We start from the raw sequence: 21819 nt of genomic DNA on the forward strand, positions 1-21819 counted from the left end.
TGGTCTTAGCTTTTCTAGGCTGATTAAATCTAAAAAAATTAATTAATAGCATAAAAATTACAATAAAAAACACATCAAAATATTGATTTAATTCAATATAAAAAAGAAACATATGAGTATTTTAAATTCAGTCCTTAAAGTCTTTGTGGGCGATAAAAAGAAAAAAGACTTAAAAGAATTACAACCTATAGTAACTAACGTTAGGGCTTTTGAAAGCCAAATGGAAAAACTTTCTATTGACGAAATTAGGGGTAAGACTTTAGAATTTAAACAAAAAATAAAGGAGGCTCGAAAACCCTTTGATGATAAAATAGCAGAATTAAATATTGAGATTGAGACCGCGAATATTGATCGCAAAGAAGAAATCTATAAACAAATTGATTTACTAAATGAAGATGCTTATCAAGCTTCTGAAGGTGTTTTGTTAGATGTTCAAGCTGAGGCATTTGCTGTTATTAAAGAGACGGCAAAGCGTTTGGTAAACAACACAACACTAAAAGTAAAAGCGACACCATTTGATAGAGAAATATCTGCCGATAACGATTATGTCGTCTTGGAGGATGATTATGCTATTTGGAGTAACTCTTGGGATGCTGCTGGTAAACCTATTACTTGGGACATGATTCATTATGATGTGCAACTAATTGGTGGTTCGGTATTACATCAAGGTAAAATTGCTGAAATGATGACGGGTGAAGGTAAAACATTAGTTGCCACTTTAGCCATATATCTAAACGCTCTTACTGGAAACGGAGTACATGTAGTTACAGTAAATGATTATTTAGCCAAACGTGATGCTGCATGGATGGGACCTTTATTTGAATTTCATGGTTTAAGTATTGATTGTATCGATTACCACAAACCTAATTCTGACGCCAGAAGAAAGGCCTATAACGCTGACATTACCTATGGTACAAATAATGAATTTGGTTTTGATTACTTGCGTGATAATATGGCACATGCACCAAAAGATTTAGTGCAACGCCCACATAACTTTGCCATTATAGATGAGGTAGATTCAGTTTTAATTGATGATGCTCGTACACCATTAATTATTTCAGGGGCTACACCTCAAGGTGATAGACATGAATTTAATGAGTTAAAACCAAAGGTTAATGATATTGTAAGCAAACAGCGAACTTTTTTAACGGGTGTATTAGCTGATGCTAAAAAAATGATTGCAGAAGGTAATGAAAAAGAAGGTGCTATTCATTTATTAAGAGTATTCAGAGGTTTACCAAAAAATAAAGCATTAATAAAATATTTAAGTCAAGAAGGTATTAAACAATTACTGCAAAAAACTGAAAATCATTTTATGCAGGATAACAATAAAGAGATGCCAAAAATTGATGAAGCACTTTATTTTGTTATTGATGAAAAAAATAATTCTATAGAGTTAACAGATAAAGGTATTGAGCAGTTATCAGGTACAAAAGATAAGGAAGATAATTTCTTTTTACTACCTGACCTTGGAATGGAAATAGCCCGAATTGAAAAGGAAAATGAAACTCCAGAAGATATTGCCAAAGCCAAGGAAGAATTGTTTAGAGATTTTAGTATAAAAAGTGAGCGTATCCATACGTTAAATCAACTTTTGAAGGCCTATACCCTATTTGAAAAAGATATAGAGTATGTAATCATGGACAACAAAATTAAAATTGTTGATGAGCAAACGGGTCGTGTTATGGACGGTCGTCGTTATTCTGACGGACTGCACCAAGCACTTGAAGCAAAAGAGAATGTTAAAATTGAGGATGCAACCCAAACGTATGCTACTGTTACGCTGCAAAATTATTTTAGAATGTACAACAAGCTTTCTGGGATGACAGGTACTGCTGTTACTGAAGCTGGTGAATTTTGGGAAATTTACAAATTAGATGTAGTTGAAATACCAACCAACGTGCCTTTAGTACGTAAAGATAAAGAGGATTTAATTTACAAAACTAAACGCGAAAAATACAACGCTGTCATTGAAGAAATAGTAAGATTGGTTGAAGAAAAAAGACCTGTATTAGTAGGTACAACCTCTGTTGAAATTTCTGAATTATTAGGTAGAATGTTAACCATTAGAAAAATACCTCATAATGTATTAAATGCAAAATTGCATAAGAAAGAAGCTGATATAGTTGCCGAAGCTGGTAATCCTGGTGTAGTAACTATTGCAACAAACATGGCTGGTCGTGGTACGGATATTAAATTATCTGCTGAAGTAAAAGCGTCAGGTGGTTTAGCCATTGTCGGTACAGAACGACATGATTCTCGTCGTGTAGATAGACAATTACGGGGTAGAGCTGGTCGTCAAGGTGATCCAGGATCTTCTCAATTTTATGTTTCTTTAGAGGATAATTTAATGCGATTATTTGGTTCGGAACGTGTTGCCAAAATGATGGACAGAATGGGATTAAAAGAAGGCGAAATGATTCAACATTCTATGATTTCAAAATCTATTGAACGAGCTCAGAAAAAAGTAGAAGAAAACAACTTTGGTATTAGAAAAAGATTGTTAGAATATGATGATATTATGAACTCTCAACGTGAAGTGGTTTATAAACGTCGTCGTCATGCATTGTATGGAGAACGTTTACAGGTTGATATCGTAAATATGGTTTATGATACCTGTGAAGCTATTGTAATTGATAACAAAGCGTCTAATGATTATTCTAATTTTGAATTTGAACTAATTCGTTTTTCTTCAAGCTCTTCACCGTTTACAAAAGAAGAATTTGAAACGAAACCAGAGCAAGATTTGATTGACGAACTGTTTAGAATTATTTATAAACACTATCAAAACAAAGTTGAGCGTAATGCTGAAGCGGTATTCCCTGTAATTAAAGATGTTTACGAAAAACAAGGCAATCAATATGAACGTATAGCAGTTCCTTTTACGGATGGTGTTAAAACTCTAAATGTAGTTACTAATCTTAAAGATGCTTATGAATCTAAAGGAAAAGGATTAGTATCTGATTTTGAAAAAAATATTTCACTTGCCATTATTGATGAAACATGGAAAGATCATTTACGTCAAATGGATGAGCTAAAACAATCAGTTCAGAATGCAACTTACGAACAAAAAGATCCACTTTTAGTGTATAAATTTGAGGCGTTTGAATTGTTTAAAAAAATGTTGACTAAGGTAAATAAAGAAGTATTGTCTTTCCTATTTAAAGGAGAATTACCAAATCAAAATGCTCAAGAAATTTCTCAAGCTAAAGAGCAAAAACGAGAAAAAGTACAAGTGAGCAAGGCAGATTACAACAGTCCTACTCAAGACACAAGTACCAATCAAACACAAGAACAACATGTTACCGAAACTATTGTACGTCAAGAACGTAAAATAGGAAGAAATGAACGTGTTACTATTAAACATGTGATAAATGGTGAAAGTAAAGAAGTTAAATTTAAGCAAGCTATTCCTTTAATTGAAAAAGGAGAATGGGTATTGGTTGAATAGAGAATAGAGAATAGAGAAAAAAAATAAAAACATTAAATAGTATTATATGAAATGTCCAATTGATGGTTCTGAATTAGAAAAAAGAATGCATGAAAATACTGTAGAAGTAGATGCGTGTAACAAATGTGGAGGTGTTTGGCTTGATGCTAATGAATTAGAAAAAATTCAGGACGTTAAAATAAATGATTATAAGGAAGAATTAGCTCGCATACCTGATTATGTAGGTAAATCTATATTAATGGCAAAATCTAAAGATCAGCCTTTACTAAACTGTCCAAAATGTGATAGAGAAATGGAACGTAGAGAATACGGCTATTGCTCTCAGATCTATATAGATTCTTGTGTTAATGGTCACGGTGTTTGGCTTGATAAAAGTGAACTAAAAGATTTAGAAGTCTTTTATGAAAGATCTAGAATCGAGGCTCCTGAAATACGAATGGGCTTTTTCAGCAGTCTTTTAGATTTTTTTAAATAGACCTATTTCTTCTTCTTAAAAACGAAATCCAATGTTCTTTGACGTTGGATTTTTTTTGTTTTACTTTCAACTAACTTTTCAATAATATATACTTCTTTTGCGTTTTTAATTTTATACTATATGGCTATATCTTCAATACAATGCCTTGATTATTAACACTTAATAATTTCAACTATACTTGATTTTTTTTAACAACAATATCAATTAGCCATATAATACTTCTTCAAAAATATCGGCTTAAAAAAACAATTGACTAATTATTCAGCATAAATTAATATATTAGCGATATATATAATTTTTCCCCTTTTTTTATTCTATGAAATGTACCCGTTTTATCTTCCACTTATTTATTCTTTTTTTTACTAGTAGCACTACTGTTATTCTCGCACAACAGAAGCTTGTCGAAAAAAAATACTACACTTGGTTTGACCAAAATATAAGTCAAGATAATACCGATTTATTCAACGGTGAGATTTATAAAAAAACGTATCGAACTGAGCATAGAAATCATAATTTTTTTTTAAACAGTGATTATGCCTTAGGCGTTGTGATGTTCAATAATCAAAAATACTATGATATTCCTTTAAAGTATGATATTTACGAAGATGAGTTAATTGCTAACCTGAAAAATTCGGCTACGGGTGAGAGTATCGTTCAACTCAACAAAGCATTCGTTCAAGAATTTACTCTTTATAACAAAGATTTTGTGTTTTTGAATGTTGCCAATGAATCCATTGTAATGGATGGATTTTATGAAATTTCGTATAAAGGAAATAATATAAAATTATATACAAAGCACCGAAAATTAGAAAGGAGCTATATAAGTAAAGGTACCCAATATAATAAGTTTTTCGAAAAAGATGAAAATTTTATCTTATTTGAACATAATTACTATGAAATAAATCATAAAAAAGATTTACAAAAAATTTTTCCAACTTTAAAAAAGGAAATAAACACCATTTACAAAAGTAGTAATAGAAGTTTAAAAAATTCTGATTACAATGCTTTTATCAAAAGAGTAATACAACAAATACATCAACATATTGAATAACGATTAATGAAAAAAATAATACTAATTGTATTCATTTTAAGCATTCATACTACTATTGCTCAAAAATCTACTGAGAAAATTACGATCAGTTATGGTAATAACAGCATCATAGATGTTTTAAAAAAAATTGAGAAAAAAACAAGCTACCGTTTTTATTTTATTGAAAATTGGTTTAATGATAATTATAGGATTTCGGGACAATATGATAGTGCTAAACTTAGTGTTGTTTTAAAAGATATTTTTGAACAAACATCTATAAACTATTATATTACATCTGATAATAAAGTGATTTTAACTCAAAACAATATTATTCATGACTTCTTTCCAAAAATCGGTTTGAGTGAAAATGGCGATGAAAATAAAGCAATCGAAGGTAAAAAACCAGTATTTATTGCACGAGGTAATACACCTAGACGAAAAGGTATTGAAACCATTAGAATCGGCAAAGAAACGATATATTCAAGCCTTAAAGAATTTACACTTAAAGGTAGGGTTATTCATACTGAAACAAAAGAACCTATTCCTAATCTCGTAATAAGTGTTCCTGATAAAAATATAAATTCCGTAACAGATTTTGACGGAAATTATACAATTAACTTACCCCTTGGAACTAATTATTTAGAGCTAAAATCATTAGGGATGTTAGATCTTAAAGTAAAAGCAATTATATATAACGATGGTTTTTATAATTTTAGGATGGAAGATAATCTGGAAATGTTGGATGAAATTATTATTGATGCGGATAAAGATAAAAACGTAAATGAATCTATTGCAGGTATTACCAAAATTCAAATTAAAGATGTAAAAACAATTCCACTCGTTCTTGGTGAAAGAGATATTTTAAAAGTAGCTACAACGTTACCAGGAATTTCAACTGCAGGTGAAGCTGCTGCCGGCTATAATGTTAGAGGAGGGAAAACAGATCAAAACCTAATGCTTTTAGACAACGCAGTCATTTATAACCCCACTCATTTTTTTGGTATATTTTCCGCTTTAAACCCTTTTACAACAGGAGATTTAGAAATCTACAAAGGGAATATTCCTGCTGAATTTGGAGGAAGATTATCATCCGTTTTTGATATTACAACAAAAAAAGGAAATAACAACGAGTTCAAAGGTGAAGGTTCCATAGGTCCAGTTACTGGTAATTTAACATTTGAAATACCCATTATAAAAGAAAAATCATCCTTAATTGTCGGTGCAAGAGCAACTTATTCTGATTGGTTATTAAATGCAACTAATGAAGAGAAATTAGAAAATAGTAAAGCCTCTTTTTATGATGCTATTATAAAATACACACATGAATTTAATGAAAACAATAGCCTGTTAGCCACTGCCTATTTCAGTAATGATAAATATAGTATTGCCTCAGATTCTCTTTATGGCTATAGTAATACTTTGTTATCACTAAATTGGAATCATAGATTTAATGAAAAAAATAAAGGAAGTCTTATTTTAGCTCATAGTAGTTATGATTTTAATATTGATTATGATAATAAAAATGGAAATAGTAATTTTAATTTTGCCTATGATGTCAATGAAACGGAACTTAAATTATTAATGTCCTATGTACCTAATAATAAGCACTCCATTGATTATGGTATTTCAGGAAAGTTTTACAGTAACAGTCCTGGTAAAAAAACACCCAAAGGAAACAATTCCATTGTCAATACACTAACTATTAATAAAGAACAAGCTTTAGAATCGGCTCTCTTTATTACTGATGATTTTTCTATTAGTGAAAATCTAGCAATAAATGCAGGTCTAAGATACTCCTATTATGCTTTTTTGGGTAATACAGACCAAATTGTATACGCTCAAAATTCACCTAGAAATGAAGAAACCGCTATTGATACGCTAAATTTTGGAAAAAATGAAGTTGTCAAAAACTACGGAGGTCCAGAACTCAGACTTTCAGCAAGGTATTCTGTGAGTCCAAGCTTATCAATAAAAGCAAGTTATAATAATAATTTTCAATTTATTCACACTTTATCTAATAACACAACGGCTTCTCCTTCTGACACCTGGAAACTTTCTGATTATAATATTAAACCCCAAAGAGCACAACAAGTTTCTTTAGGTTTATATAAAAATATTGATGGAAACACCTATGAATTAAGTATTGAATCTTATTATAAAAAACTAAAAAACACATTGGATTATAAAGTTGGAGCTGAACTATTATTTAATAACACTATTGAAACCGAAATTTTACAAGGTGATGGCAAAGCCTATGGATTGGAGTTTTTAGTTAAAAAAAATAAAGGAAGATTAAATGGATGGATAGGTTATACCTATTCTAAGTCGTTAGTAAAATTAGATAGTAAATTCAGTGAGAATCGTGTAAATAACGGTAAATACTTTAATTCTAATTATGATAAACCTCACGATTTAAGTATTGTTGCAAATTATAAATTAACTAAACGTTATAGCTTTTCTGCTAACTTTTTATTTCAAACAGGAAGACCTGTTACTTATCCAATAGGTAAATATGAATTTGAAGGTGAGCAATATGTCTTTTACAGTGAGCGAAATAAATTTAGGATTCCAAACTATTACCGATTAGATTTAGGAATTAATATAGAAGGTAATCATAAAATTAAAAAATTTGCACATAGTTTTTGGAACATTTCTGTATATAATGTTTTAGGTAGAAACAATCCTCTTTCGGTATTTTTTGTTACTGAAGACGGTGGTATTAAAGCATATAAAAGTTCCGTTTTTTCTGTTCCAGTGCCCACCATAACTTATAATTTTAAATTTTAAACATGAAATTATATCCCATAAAAAAAAACAGACCACATCGTATCTTTTGGAGTCTAGTTGTCGTTCTACTTACAAATTCATGTATTGAACCTTTTGAGATTAAAACTCAAAGTTTTGAAAATGCAATTGTTGTGGAAGCTCTGATAACAAATGAATATAAAACACAGCAAATTAAACTTTCTAATTCTTTTAGTTTTGAAGATGAAGTTGTTCCTCCAGAAACAGATGCTAGTGTATATATTTCAGACGATAACGGCAATAGAATAGATTTTACTGAAACTTCAAAAAAAGGCACTTACGATTCCGAAATTCCTTTTGCTGCAGAATCAGGAAACACATACCAATTATTTATAACGACATCGGATAATAGGTCTTATCAATCAAAGGCGATAGAGATGTCAAATACTACACAAATTGAAAATGTATATGCCGAACGCAGTAGTAAATTGAAAGAAGATGGCGTTTCCATTTTTATAGATAGTCATGACGATGCCGGTAACTCAAAATATTACAGATATGAATTTGAAGAAACCTACAAAATAGTTGCTCCTGATTGGGTTTCAGAAGATTTAGTTATAGTTCCAATTATTGTAGAAGGCGAGGATGGCATCATTGATACGATACAGACTTTTGAATTTGAACTTAAAACAACAGAACAGCAAACTTGCTATAAAACAGATCTTTCTAAAGGGCTTATTCTTACCGAAACCACTGATTTATCAGAAGATCGTATAGAAAAGTTTGAAGTAAGGTTTATAAAAAGTATAAATCCAATAATATCTTACCGTTACAGCATACTTGTAAAGCAATTTGTATTATCAATTGATGCATATACTTATTATAAAACATTAAAAAAGATATCTTCCTCAGATAATGGTATTGTTCAAAATCAACCAGGTTTTCTTCAAGGGAATATAAGTTCAATAGATAATCCAGATGAAAAAGTTATAGGATTTTTTGAAGTTTCCACCGTTTCTGAAAAACGAATGTTTTTTAACTATCGAGATCTATTCGTGGATGAGGATTTACCACCATATTTTATTCCCCGTGAATATAGCACACCACTAAGGTTCGTTGTTCCATTCCAGCAAAATCAGATAAAATATGTAGGTCCAACGGATTACATTCCTAACCCCAATAACATACCTGATGATGACAATCCTGATCCAAATAGTGGTCCTTATAAATTTGTAACAGCTGCCTGTGGAGATTGTAGAATTTTAGGTAATAACGTAAAACCAGATTTTTGGTATGAATAAATATATTTACATACTATTATTTTCAATGTGCATTTGCTGCAATAAACTAAATGCTCAAAATTTTGGTAATAACACTGTTCCACAAGAAGATATTTTTTTGCATTTTAACACAAGTTTCTTCGTTACTGGAGAAAGTGTTTATTACAAATTATATTGTATAGATAAGGAGACGAAGAAATTAAGTGCAATTAGTAAAATAGCATATGTTGAGTTAATCGATAAAGATTTAAAATCTATTTTTAAACATAAAATAAGATTAGAGAATGGCGTTGGCTCCGGAGATTATTTTATCCCAACAAATATTGCATCAGGTAATTACAAGTTAATAGCATATACCCAATGGATGCGTAATTGGTCTAATAATTTCTTTGAAAATGACATTAGTATTGTCAATCCATTTCAAAAAAATCTAACTAATATTCTAACCAAAAATGACTCAACTTATAAATCAAACCACACTTTAATTGATCCATTAAAGACCATCCCTAAGGAAAACAGTACCAATAATAATTTAACGTTAACAGTTGAAAAAAACAATTACCATCTTAGAGAAAAAATTGAAATCTATGTTTTAAACGCCAATCCCATAATTAATTCAGGCAATTATTCCATTTCAGTAAATAAAATTGACTCTATTATTATTCCTAAAATGTATTCTGCCAATAATTATAAAAAATTATTTGAACATTCGGAATTAAAAACCAATACGTTTTTACCAGAATTAAGAGGTGAATTGATTAGTGGAAAAGTACTCAACGCGAACAATGAGCCTGTACAAAATAGTAAAGTGGCTATAGCTATTCCAGGTAAAAATTTTCTTTTAAAAATTGCTACAACAAATAGTGAAGGCTCTTTTTATACATATTTAAACCAATCCTATGAAAGTGATAATGCTACGTTTCAGGTACTAAATAATGAAAATCTTTATATCTCTATTGATAGGATAACCAATCTAGGTCCAAATAATTTACAATTTCCTGATTTTAGTATTAAGTCGGAAATGCGTAATACAATTCTTAATCGAAGTGTACAAAACCAAATTGAGAATTCTTATGCATCCATAAAACTAAATAAGGAAGATAGTATATTTCCAATTGCTCCTTTTTATCAATCAAAAATTACTAAGACTTATCTTCTAGATGACTATACGAGATTTTCATCTGTAAAAGAAACTGTTATAGAGATTATGCCTGAAGTATTCATTAAAAAACATAAGGATAACAGCACATTTCACATTATAATTTCAGAAGACAGATCAAATCTCGACATCTTACCAATGTTAATTATTGATGGTGTTCTAGTTCAAAACCACGAAGAATTACTAGCCTATAATCCCAATAAAATTAATAAAATACATCTCATTGGAAGTCAATATATTTATGGTAGTGAGATATATGAAGGTATAATTTCAGTTGAGACAAAAAATGGAGACTATACTACTTCGACCAGCGGTAATTATATTAAAAACGTAAATTTGTTTAAGCCATTAACAAAAAAACAATATTTTCAGCAACATTACGATGGTAATTTAAAATTTGACAGAATTCCAGATTATAGGAATATTCTATTTTGGGAACCTTATCTAACATTTCCTAAAAAAAATAATCAAATTTCCTTCTACGCATCTGACATTCCGGGATATTATTATATTAGACTAGAAGGATTCAATGAAGATGGCTCTCCTATTAGCTTACAAGAAATAATAAAAGTAAATTGAAATAATACTTATTTATTGATTTCAATTGTATTAAGAGTAGCTTTTCTATTAATTTTTTTTGTGTCAGTAAAAATAAAATTATCAATAAAATATACTTCTTTTGGCACTTCAAATTTCGTTAAATTTGGTAAGGTGGTAATTTGATCAATTACTTTTTTTTCTTTGTGCTCACTTTCAATGATTAAAATCAGCTTCTCTCCTAGTATATTATCTGGAACACCTGCCACAAAAAAACGTTGATGAATAATTTTGGATAATTTTTCCTCAATTTGCTCAGGTATTAACTTTATACCTCCAGAATTAATAACATTATCAGCACGCCCTAACCATTTAAATTCATTGTTAGAAATAATTTCAACCAAATCATTGGTAATAATTATGTTATCAGAAATTTCAGGAGCCTCAATTACCAAACATCCTCTTAAATCTTTTGAAATAGCAACCTTATCAAGAGTTTTATAATTAGAGAACTTTAAAGCGACTTCTTGCAAAGATGGATTATTTAACTCTTTTACAGCAATATGGGTAATGGTCTCTGTCATACCATAAGTAGCAAATATTTCTGTTGAAACCGATTGTAAATTTTCCAATAGCCTATTATCTACGGCACCACCACCTACAATAAGTTTTTTCACCTTATGTAAATGCTCAAGAGAATGGTGGACTTGCAGTGGCACCATAGCACAGAAATCATAAGTTCTATCAATGTGTTCTAACGGACTAGAACTTGCCTCTATCACGTCTATATGCCAACCTAAAGTCAAAGCTCTTACCAACATCATTTTTCCAGCAATGTAATCTGTAGAAAGACATAATAAAGCCACTGTATTTTCTGGTAAATCAAAAAAAGTACCAGTAGCTTTGGCACTATTTACCATATATTCCTTTTTTAATTTTATCCTTTTAGGGGTTCCTGTAGAACCAGAAGTTTGAACATATACAGTTGCATGTACATTAAACCAATCTTCTAAAAAAGTAGCAATACTTAAAGATAAACCTTTTGAAAATAAAATCAGTTCTTCCTCCGAATCAAAGGATGTTCCGTTGAGTTTAAAATTTTTATGGTAGTTATTGCTATGCATTTGATAAACACCTCTCAATCCCCTCAAGGGTATCTTTAATCGATTATAACAGGTTCTTCAACTTTGCCAAATAATTTTTCTTTCCAATTTTCCCAACCGTACTTTCTAGAAAAAATAAATAACATAATAGGATATATTACAAATACAGGTAAATATGTATTTAGACCCAATGAAGGTTCCGAAGTATCTAAATATAAAGCATCTGTCTGAAAAACAGACCAGTTGGTTGTTATCAAAAATGCCGCGATAATATTATTTGAAGCATGTAAACCTAATGCAAGTTCAGTTCCTTCATCCATTAATGTACAAATTCCATAAAGGAAACCTGTACCGATATAAAATACCATAATACCAAACCCTAATTTTTCAACTTCCGGATTCATTCCGTGTAAAAGTCCAAACGCAGTTGAAGTCACTAGTAACGGAAACCACCTATTTTTAGCTAACACTCCTAATCCTTGCATTAAATAGCCTCTGAATACCAATTCCTCAGCACTTGTTTGAAATGGTAATAATAAAAAGGAAACCAATACCAATGTAAAAAACGGAATAGGTTTAAAATTCCATACAAAATCATCTGGAGATAAATAAACACCAACTAAAGACAGTACCAAAACTGTACCTCCCCAAAGTATAAATGCAAACCAAAATCGTTTCCAATCAATTTCAGGGCGAGCTGTAATCAAGCTTTTGAAGCTACGCTTATGTAAAAACCTTACAAAAAAGTATAAAATAAAGAGAGCTACGATAAAGGTAAAAATCATCAATCCTAAAAATAAATTTTTGTCAATACCTGCTTTCATGAAATTATCCAGAGCTTCTTTTCTAAACATATCCATATCGCCATCAACAGCAAAATATCCTGTAATCATTAATGGAATACTTGCAAATTGGATACCTACAAAAATGGAAATAAATGTAAGTACATACATCCACCAATCATTTCTTCCTTTATATGCTTGTTGTATAAAATTCATCTTTCAATTTTGATTTTCAAAAATAAGAGTTAAAAACTAAACTGCCATTTTAAATTAGGGTTATAATGTAGTTGCCCATTTTTAACTTGCAAAGGTGATTCAAAATTGTTGGTAAATAATCCTCCTGTACCCAACCCTTGCGGCATTGTTGTATTTAAGCTATAGGTAAACTGAGCAATGGAATTTAGTCCAATATTACTTTCAAGTGCCGAAGTAATCCACCACAACACATTGTGTTGATTTGATATTTCAATCCAATCTTTACTCCCTTGAAAACCTCCAATTAAGCTGGGTTTTAAAATAATATATTGAGGCTTAATCGTTTCCATTAAATTTTGTTTTTCTGTTGAATTAAATACGCCTATCAACTCTTCATCTAATGCAATGGGTAAAGGTGTTTTATCGCATAGTGTTGCCATTTCTTGCCACTGCCCTGCTTTAATAGGTTGTTCAATGGAATGTAAATCAAAATCTGATAATCTATGTAACTTTTCTAATGCATTATGAGGTGTAAAAGCTCCATTTGCATCTACTCTTAACTCGATATCAGACGCTTTAAACTCTTTTCGAATAGATTTTAAAAGTTCTATTTCGGCATCAAAATCAATAGCTCCAATTTTTAATTTTAGCGTAGTGAATCCTGCCGCTAATTTTTCTATAATTTGTTGCTTCATAAAATGAGCAGTACCCATCCAAATTAAGCCATTTATGGCTATTGAAGCATTACCCTTTGTAAATTCAGAGGGGAACAATATGAATTTATTCTTATTTTGAAGTGAGCTTAACGCTTGTTCTAATCCAAATTGAATGGAAGGAAACTCTGATAAATCTTTTAATAGTATCTCCTTTTCTAAATTTATATGATTACAAAGCCATTGCAATTTTTCTTCATAATCTGGTCTATCATCTGCACTTAATCCTTTAAAAAGTCCACACTCTCCTATTCCATTTTGATCTTCTTTATTTATGAATAAAAAATAGGTTTCTTTAGTATGTAAAATACCACGAGAAGTTCCGCTTGCTTGCTTAAAATTAAGCGTATATTTTTTATAATTTGCCTTCATTTTCTGTATTAAAAACAACAAATATATACTATTTTTGTAAGGCTATTGCCCTCGTAGTTCAATGGATAGAATAGAAGTTTCCTAAACTTTAGATCCAAGTTCGATTCTTGGCGAGGGTACTAATTTCTCATAAAAATTGAGAGAGCAACAAATAGATCTAAGACTGCATTACATATCTCAAAATAGTTAAATCTCAAAGCAATTAGCATAGAGCATTTACAATTCGATTACACCACCAATTTCTAATAAAATTAAGTCTTTATCCTTATCTGCGAATTTTTTCACCGCTGCTTTATGGTCAATTTTTATATAACCAAAAGTATCGAAGTGACAACCTAAAATTTTATCACATTCCACAAAATCGGAAGCAATGATAGCACTTTCAGTACCCATAGTAAAATTATCACCAACGGGTAAAATTGCTAAATCTAGTTTTCCGATAACCATGGGAATCAGTTTCATATCATAGGTTAACGCGGTATCTCCAGCTATATAAACTTTATGGTTTGCTGTTTCTAGAACAAAGCCGGCCGGATTACCACCATAACTACCATCAGGAAAAGAACTTGTATGTATAGCATTAACCATATGTAGTTTGCCGAAATCGAATTGCCAAGTACCTCCGTGATTCATAGGGTGTCCCTTAATCCCTTTAGCTTCGAAGTGATTTACAATTTCAAAATTTGAAATAATATTAGCCCCCGTATTTTTTGCGATGGCTTCTACATCTAAAATATGATCACCATGAGCATGGGTTAGTAAAATATAGTTCGCTTTTAATGCATTAATATCGATGTTTTTAGCCAATTCATTACCTGTAATAAACGGGTCTACAATAATTGTTTTTCCTTGAGTTTCAATGCTTAAAGTAGCATGTCCGAGATACGTGATTTTCATTTTGTATATATATGAGATAATGCAATTTACAAAAAAACTGTGATTAAAATTACTTCCAATCACAGTTTCACAATATAAAAAAAGTTAAAATTTATAGTTCACTTTTACCGTAAAATTCCTACCGGGTTCAAATATTCTTCCTGAAAGCAAATCAGAATTTTGATATGAAAAATTCAGATGTTCATAATACGTTGTATCAAAAATATTTAAAACAGATGCTCCTACGGTTAAATTTTTTATCGGCACAAAACCAATACTAAAATCGAAAGTGGCAAAGTCGTTAGAGGCAGTTTCCATAAAACTTTTTGATGTTCTATTTTGAGCCGCAACAAATCTGGAATTTAAACGGGTCCAAAACTGTTCTTTTTCATACTGCAAACCAGCATGAGCAGTAAGCGGAGTTATTTGAGGCAATGGCTCGTCATATTCTTCATTTTGAGCATAAGTATAAGAAATATCTGTTGTGAATTTAAAATCTTTATTAATCTCATAGTTGAAATAAAACTCAAACCCAGATTGGGAAGCCTCATCTATATTTATAAAACGTTTTGCAAATGTAGGTTGAGCACTAGGCATGAATTTACGCGATATATTTTCGTCTACTACAGGTACAATATAGTCTATTATTAAGGAATAAAAAACACTAGCTCCAACTTCAATTTGATCAAATCTCTTGTTAAAAGAAACTTCAATTTGATTATTAATTTCAGGATCTAAATTTGGATTCCCTACGTATTCATAGGGATCAACACCTACGCTGAAATGATTAACAAAACGTTCTATCATCGAAGCTGTTCTTACCCCTCGCCCTAAGGCAATTTGTACTTGAGTATCTTCTGATTTATATTTCAGCGAAACGGTACCACTTATATTCGTTTCATTAGTATCATCAATTTCACCTCCATATAATTGTAAAAAGTCTAATTCCGCATCATTTATAGATGCATTTACAAAATCGGAACGCAATCCTGCTGTTAACGTAAAAAGATTCGTTAGTCTATACTTACCTTCAACAAAAACGCCAAAATCATTCAATTTAGAATCTTGCCATATTTTATCAGTAAATAGTTTAGGAGTTGCTAAGGTATTTCCGTTCATTATCTTAACTGTTCTTTCCCTATCTCCTTCTCTACCAATAAGGTTAGCATCTAAACCTGTATATATAAAAAGATTATCATTTGGTGTTAATACCAATTCTGTTTTCCCTCCATAAGTTGTTGAAAATACGTTTGAAGCTGCCTCCGTCACTTTATAACTAGGTCTATTTTCATTTGTCATTAAATGATCTACTTCAGAATAAAATCCTTTAAATGAAAAGGAACTAATTAGGTCTGATATATCCGTAACTTTATAATCTAATCCAGCTAAAAAGCTATCATCATAAGGAGAATCCATAGGTAATCCAGCATGTTTTATATCGCTACCAAATGACTGCCTCCAACTTAATTGAATACGTTGCTTTTCTGTTGGATTATAGCCTAATTTTACGGAATAATCTGTTGATTTAAAGGATGATGGAACAACGGTACCCTCACCATCTTCGTAATCGCCATAATCACGATACTCGCCATTCAAAGAAATATCGAATTGATCTGTTTTATAGCTAATACTTCCTCTTGTAGAAAGATTATCTCCATTAGTTTCATAACCAGCTTCAACATCACCATGAATACCATTTGCTAAGGTATTTGGATTTCTAGACACTAAGTTTACTATCCCCCCAAAGTTAGGACCAAATCGCATCGTATAAGGACCTTTCACTACTTCAATTCTTTCAATTTCATCTGAAATAATATGCGTAGTAATGGGATCCATTCTATTTGGGCACGCATTTAAAATTTTCATACCACCATCTAGCTGAATATTCAATTGTTCATACTTAAATGCTCTAAAAAATGGTTCTGAAGCATATGCTCCCCTTTTTTGAATACCAAAGCCTGGTATGTCTCTAAACAAGTCACTAACATTTCTGGGTTGTGTAGTACTTTTAACATGATCTACCACAACTTTTGATTGCGATAAATCTTTTAATACATCAGCCTCTACTATTATATTCTCTAAATTTATATGTTTTACATCTAGAGCTATAGACAACTTGCTTGTTTCAATACGAATCTCTTTTGATTCAAAGCTCAAATGCCGAATTATGAGTACATCACCAATAGCAGCATTTATGGTAAAATTTCCATCACTATCAGAATTTACAATTTCATTTGATTTCTTGATTTGAATAGAAGCATTCTCAATAGGTTTATTGGACATTGCTTCTACCACTTTTCCTTTTATTATGGTTTGTTGACACCATAAAGTGTTAGTTGATGATACTAAAAATAGTATCATTAAAAAATATGTTTTCATTAGTTTATGTTTTAGCTTTTATTAATCAATTACGCTGATTATTACCTATGAAATTTTATAATTAAAAAAAAATCATATAACAATACACCATTCTAATACAGACAATATCCTTAAAAAAAGATTCAGTATGCTGTAAAAAATTGTTTGTAAACGGAAATGGATAATTGTAATTATTTAAACTAAAAACTCTGGAGGTTGAAATTGAATTTCTATGTAATTCTTAATTTTTCCAATTTTATTTGAAAAGAAATTAAGTCGGTTTGAAAATTGAAATGTGTTTAGCTTATGATGATCATTTTCATGAGAAGTTATAGGGAATTTATCAAAATCAATTACAGGTAAGCCTGATGGTTTGTCCTGATTATCACTAGGAAGTGTCTTTTTTATTTCCTTGGCAAGATGACATTTACCATTACATTTAAGCTCCGGCTCGTCTTTATTAATACACAATACCTTGGCTATATAATCATAATTCAAATTATAGTCAATCACCGGAACAATGGGTCTAATCAATGCTCCAACGTATAAGAAGATAAAAAGATATGTATATATTAATTTCACTTATTTTCTTTAATAAAGCAAAAGTAATTATAACGACAAATATAAATAATGACTTTTATCATAAAGTTTGTGCTACACCAAAAAGTATCGAAAAGAGAAAAGTGCTTAACGCTAATTTCTTCAATTCGGGATCTAACTGTGTAGCATCTTTATTATGATATACGGTAAGTAAATGTTTGACTATCGGTATAAATGCAATTAAAAATATAAACTGCATCGGTGATTTATAATGAAGAATTGAGTAAAGTAATGCTGTTAGAAAAGCCACAATTAACAAACTATAATGATAATACTTAGCCAATTTTTCTCCCATTTTAACCACTAATGTTCTTTTACTTGCCATTGTATCTGATATGCGATCACGAAGATTATTCAAATTTAACACGCCAACACTTAACAAACCAATAGAAATGGCAGGTAGAAAAATGGACCATTGCATCTGTTTCGCATATAAAAAATAACTCCCTACAACGCTTAATAAACCAAAAAACAAAAAGACAAAGACATCTCCAAAGCCACTGTAACCATATGCCTTTTTACCCATTGTATATTTTATCGCCGCTGCGATACTTGCCAAACCTAAGAGAAGAAATAACAGAAAATAGTAGAAATTATCTTTACCAAAAGCGAAATACAACAAAACTACTGCAACAATAAAAGTAATAACTCCAGTAATTTTAATGGCATTTAACATCTCTTTCGGAGTTATAACACCACTTTGTAATGCTCTTTGTGGACCTTTTCTATCGGAATTATCAGTCCCTTTTACGCCATCTCCATAATCATTTGCAAAATTTGATAATACTTGAAACCCAATGGTAGTTACTAATGCTAAGAGACATATTTTCCAATCGAAATATCCCTGAGCATACCCTAAGAAACTCCCTACAATGATTCCTGAGAGTGACAAAGGCAATGTACGTAAACGAGCGGCTTTAAAAAAAGCAGTAGATTTTGAATTCAAGAGATTAATGATTAAAATATGGAAATTTAAGGTTCAAGAAGATTTAAGATTTGAGCTTATGGCAATACACTTAAAGCTTGCCAAAATTACAATTTCACTAAGGATCAATTACTATTTTAAATATTGTGTTTCTTCACTTAACTCTAAAGCCTCTCTAATATTTACTGGATCTCCATAAGATTGTGCAATAATAAAACAATCCGTGAAACCTAACCTTTTTAAATCCTCCTTTAAGACTATTGCTTCAGCGTAACTCACAAAATTCCCTATTGCATACTTGTTTAAATCTCCGTCAACAAATTCTTTCATATGTGCTAAGTCATCTGAAAACAACTTTGCTTTAAAATTAGCAAAAGCACCAATTTGGATACTATAAACTATTGTTTCACCAACTATCCCTTGAGCATTTTCTTTAACCTGAATTACGGCTTTTTTTGCTTCTTTTAAAGAATGTAGTGTATCGTTATCAATAAGCGATAGATTATTTTTTATTAAATATTTATTATCAAATTTATTCGTTTTTGGTAAAAAAGACCATAAAAAAAGTATTAAAGCTAATAAGCCAAATAAACCTAAAATAACTCTGTGCTTTCTTAGTATTGAATTATTCTCCTCTTCTTCTTTGAGCAGGTTGTTTAACTTATTTATGGTTTGGTTCGCTTTATCAACCTCCTCATAAATATTCACTAAGTTTTTATCTTTAATATATGGCATAATTAGTTTCGGTTTAGATTATAGATCTTGTGCATTTGCAATAAGTTCTACAATATCTAATACTTCTATATCATTTTCTTTCTCCTTGCTCTTAATCCCATCTGTCATCATTGTATTACAAAACGGACAACCTGTTGCGATAATATCAGGTTTTATCTCTAAAGCTTCTTCCGTACGTTCTACATTAATATCTTTAGTTCCTTTTTCAGGCTCTTTAAACATTTGGGCTCCACCAGCTCCACAACATAAACCATTACTTTTACAGCGTTTCATCTCAACCAATTCAACTTCTAATTTTTGAATAAGTTCTCTTGGTGCTTCATAAACACCATTGGCTCTACCTAAATAACAAGGATCATGAAAAGTGATTCGCTTTCCTTTATAAGAACCTCCTTCAATTGAAATTTTACCTTCATCTAATAAAGATTTTAAAAACTGAGTATGATGCATTACCTCATATTTACCACCTAATTGTGGATACTCATTTTTTATGGTATTAAAACAATGAGGACAAGCAGTAACTACCTTTTTAATTTCATAGGCATTCATGACCTCAATATTGGTCATGGCTTGCATTTGGAAAAGAAATTCATTTCCTGCTCGTTTTGCAGGATCTCCAGTACAACCTTCTTCTGTACCCAATACAGCAAAATTTACCTCGGCCTTATTTAAAATTTTAACAAAAGCTTTGGTGATTTTTTTTGCTCTATCATCAAAACTACCTGCACATCCTACCCAAAATAAAACTTCAGGTTGTATGCCTTTAGCTGTCAGTTCAGCCATGGTAGGTACATTCATAATACACTATTTAGAGTTACTAAACCTTAATATCCAAGTAAAATATATTCTTAGAAATTAAGAGTTATTTTTTTAATTTTTCCCGTCATCCAAAACTTGAATGATTATTGTTTTATCTAACAAATCAGTGAATTTTATTCTTCACTGATCCGCTTTTTTTTGTAAAATGAATTAGCTATTCGCTAATTTTCATCTTTCCAATTTAATCTATCTAATTGATTATATTGCCATGGGGCTGCATTATTTTCGATGTTAGTCATCATTACATTCAATTCTTGTGGAGCAGCTGATTTCTCCATTACTTTGAATCTTCGCATATCAATAATAATTGATAAAGGGTCAATATTTACAGGACATTCCTCTACACATGCGTTACATGAGGTGCACGCCCAAATTTCTTCATCAGAAATTGTTGTAAATAGATTTTTATCATCCAACTTAAATTCACCATTAGTATCAATATTCTTACCCACCTCTTCTAACCTATCTCTAGTCTTCATCATAATCGCTCTAGGCGACAATTCTTTACCTGTAATATTAGCAGGGCATACGGAAGTACATCTACCACATTCCGTACAGGTGTAAGCATTTAACAACTGAACCCAATTTAAATCAAAAACATCTTCAGCTCCAAATTTTTCTGGCATACTATCATCATTACTCTCACTTTCATCTGGTGCCGCAAAAGGATCTGCATTCGGGTCTAACATCATCTTAACTTCATCTGTAACCGATTGTAAGTTATCAAATTCTCCTAAAGGATTCAAATTAGCATAATAAGTATTAGGAAAAGCCAATAAAATATGTAAATGCTTTGAATAGTATAAATAATTCAAGAAAACTAAAATTCCAGCGATATGCAGCCACCAAGTAGTTCTCTCTATAATATGTAATGTTTCAAGGTTAAAACCACTAAATAAAGGTGCTATAAACTGACTGACAACATTTCCAGAATTCGCTTGCTGAAAAGCAGTATCAGCAGCATTCATAGTTAAAAATAATGTCATCAATATTATTTCAAAATACAAAATGTATAAGGCATCATTTTTCGGGAAGCCTTTCATTTCTTTATTCCAAAATCTAGGAATACGAATAACCATTCTACGAATCCAAAAAATAATAACTGAAATTAAAACTAAAAGAGCCAGAATTTCAAAAGTTCCAATTAACACTCCGTAAAAGCCGCCTAAAAATGATAAAACCCTGTGCGTACCAAAAAGACCATCAATAATAATCTCTATAACTTCAATATTTATAATGATAAAGCCTACATAAACGATGATGTGAAGAATTCCTGCAATAGGACGTCTTACCATTTTAGATTGCCCTAAAGCAATATTTATCATATTCTTTAGGCGTAAACTAGAATTATCTGTTCTATCAACGGCTTTGCCCAATTTAATATTACGCACTAATTTTCTTACGTTTTTAGCAAAAAAACCAATACCAATAATTAATAAAATGGCAAAAAGTATGTTAGGTAAGTACTGCACTTAGATCGTAATGTTGTTTTATATATTTCTATTTTTAGATTTAAAATGTCAAAAACACAAGTGCACAATTTCGATAAACTGATATATTATAACATCAAGTTTAAAGATTAAAATATTGAATATCAACACCGTAAGCGTTGACTGCTCATGTATTCAACATGTAGTAAAACTAATGAATAATAATTACGATAT

Annotated in this window: 16 protein-coding genes and 1 tRNA gene; 7 read left to right on the forward strand and 10 right to left on the reverse strand. The window is 30.7% G+C overall.

From position 1 onward, the window contains the following. Window positions 1–112 precede the first annotated feature (112 nt). The 6 genes from secA to FF125_RS13925 all read left to right on the forward strand — a co-directional run bounded on the left by secA (window position 113) and on the right by FF125_RS13925 (window position 10719). Window positions 113–3451, forward strand: a complete 3339-nt coding sequence (secA, locus tag FF125_RS13900; RefSeq protein ID WP_138950329.1) for a preprotein translocase subunit SecA — start codon at window positions 113–115, stop codon at window positions 3449–3451. Between the two features lie 46 nt (window positions 3452–3497). Continuing rightward, window positions 3498–3926 carry a zf-TFIIB domain-containing protein gene (locus FF125_RS13905; protein WP_138950330.1) on the forward strand — a complete coding sequence of 143 codons (429 nt, stop codon included), beginning with the start codon at window positions 3498–3500 and terminating at the stop codon, window positions 3924–3926. A 316-nt stretch (window positions 3927–4242) separates the two neighbouring features. Then, a complete protein-coding gene (locus FF125_RS13910; RefSeq protein ID WP_138950331.1) occupies window positions 4243–4977 on the forward strand; it encodes a hypothetical protein in 735 nt (244 codons plus the stop codon). A 6-nt stretch (window positions 4978–4983) separates the two neighbouring features. Continuing rightward, entirely contained in the window at window positions 4984–7743 is a 2760-nt protein-coding gene (locus FF125_RS13915; protein WP_138950332.1) for a TonB-dependent receptor, read from the forward strand. 2 nt (window positions 7744–7745) lie between these two features. Continuing rightward, the gene (locus FF125_RS13920; protein WP_138950333.1) at window positions 7746–9002 is read left to right on the forward strand and encodes a DUF4249 domain-containing protein; all 1257 of its coding nucleotides are present in this window, start codon (window positions 7746–7748) and stop codon (window positions 9000–9002) included. Then, a complete protein-coding gene (locus tag FF125_RS13925; protein WP_138950334.1) occupies window positions 8995–10719 on the forward strand; it encodes a carboxypeptidase-like regulatory domain-containing protein in 1725 nt (574 codons plus the stop codon). The genes FF125_RS13920 and FF125_RS13925 overlap by 8 nt, the downstream gene beginning before the upstream one ends. 8 nt (window positions 10720–10727) lie before the next feature. Here FF125_RS13925 and FF125_RS13930 read toward each other — a convergent pair whose 3' ends face one another. From FF125_RS13930 to FF125_RS13940, 3 genes are read right to left on the reverse strand one after another with little or no spacing between them, the layout of a single operon-like run. Then, window positions 10728–11801 carry an AMP-binding protein gene (locus tag FF125_RS13930; RefSeq protein WP_138950335.1) on the reverse strand — a complete coding sequence of 358 codons (1074 nt, stop codon included), beginning with the start codon at window positions 11799–11801 and terminating at the stop codon, window positions 10728–10730. A 35-nt stretch (window positions 11802–11836) separates the two neighbouring features. Then, window positions 11837–12778, reverse strand: a complete 942-nt coding sequence (locus tag FF125_RS13935) for a CPBP family intramembrane glutamic endopeptidase (RefSeq protein ID WP_138950336.1) — start codon at window positions 12776–12778, stop codon at window positions 11837–11839. 29 nt (window positions 12779–12807) lie between these two features. After that, window positions 12808–13842, reverse strand: a complete 1035-nt coding sequence (locus tag FF125_RS13940) for an o-succinylbenzoate synthase (RefSeq protein WP_138950337.1) — start codon at window positions 13840–13842, stop codon at window positions 12808–12810. A gap of 47 nt (window positions 13843–13889) precedes the next feature. Here FF125_RS13940 and FF125_RS13945 point away from each other — a divergent pair. Further along, window positions 13890–13961: transfer RNA gene (locus FF125_RS13945), tRNA-Arg, on the forward strand. Window positions 13962–14058: 97 nt separating this feature from the next. Here the strand turns inward: FF125_RS13945 and FF125_RS13950 are convergent. The 7 genes from FF125_RS13950 to FF125_RS13980 all read right to left on the reverse strand — a co-directional run bounded on the left by FF125_RS13950 (window position 14059) and on the right by FF125_RS13980 (window position 21627). Beyond that, window positions 14059–14739 carry a metal-dependent hydrolase gene (locus FF125_RS13950; RefSeq protein WP_138950338.1) on the reverse strand — a complete coding sequence of 227 codons (681 nt, stop codon included), beginning with the start codon at window positions 14737–14739 and terminating at the stop codon, window positions 14059–14061. 84 nt (window positions 14740–14823) lie between these two features. Next, window positions 14824–17097 (reverse strand): TonB-dependent receptor domain-containing protein, encoded by a 2274-nt coding sequence (locus FF125_RS13955; RefSeq protein WP_138950339.1) that lies wholly within the window; start codon window positions 17095–17097, stop codon window positions 14824–14826. 174 nt (window positions 17098–17271) lie between these two features. Then, the gene (locus FF125_RS13960; protein WP_138950340.1) at window positions 17272–17658 is read right to left on the reverse strand and encodes a hypothetical protein; all 387 of its coding nucleotides are present in this window, start codon (window positions 17656–17658) and stop codon (window positions 17272–17274) included. Window positions 17659–17716: 58 nt separating this feature from the next. Then, window positions 17717–18622 carry a 1,4-dihydroxy-2-naphthoate polyprenyltransferase gene (locus FF125_RS13965; protein WP_138950341.1) on the reverse strand — a complete coding sequence of 302 codons (906 nt, stop codon included), beginning with the start codon at window positions 18620–18622 and terminating at the stop codon, window positions 17717–17719. A 111-nt stretch (window positions 18623–18733) separates the two neighbouring features. Beyond that, the gene (locus tag FF125_RS13970; protein WP_138950342.1) at window positions 18734–19336 is read right to left on the reverse strand and encodes an SPOR domain-containing protein; all 603 of its coding nucleotides are present in this window, start codon (window positions 19334–19336) and stop codon (window positions 18734–18736) included. Window positions 19337–19354: 18 nt separating this feature from the next. Further along, the gene (locus FF125_RS13975) at window positions 19355–20134 is read right to left on the reverse strand and encodes a (Fe-S)-binding protein (RefSeq protein ID WP_138950343.1); all 780 of its coding nucleotides are present in this window, start codon (window positions 20132–20134) and stop codon (window positions 19355–19357) included. A gap of 182 nt (window positions 20135–20316) precedes the next feature. After that, window positions 20317–21627 (reverse strand): (Fe-S)-binding protein, encoded by a 1311-nt coding sequence (locus FF125_RS13980; RefSeq protein ID WP_138950344.1) that lies wholly within the window; start codon window positions 21625–21627, stop codon window positions 20317–20319. Between the last annotated feature and the right edge of the window lie 192 nt (window positions 21628–21819).

Source organism: Aureibaculum algae, assembly GCF_006065315.1.
GTDB classification, from domain to species: Bacteria; Bacteroidota; Bacteroidia; order Flavobacteriales; family Flavobacteriaceae; genus Aureibaculum; species Aureibaculum algae.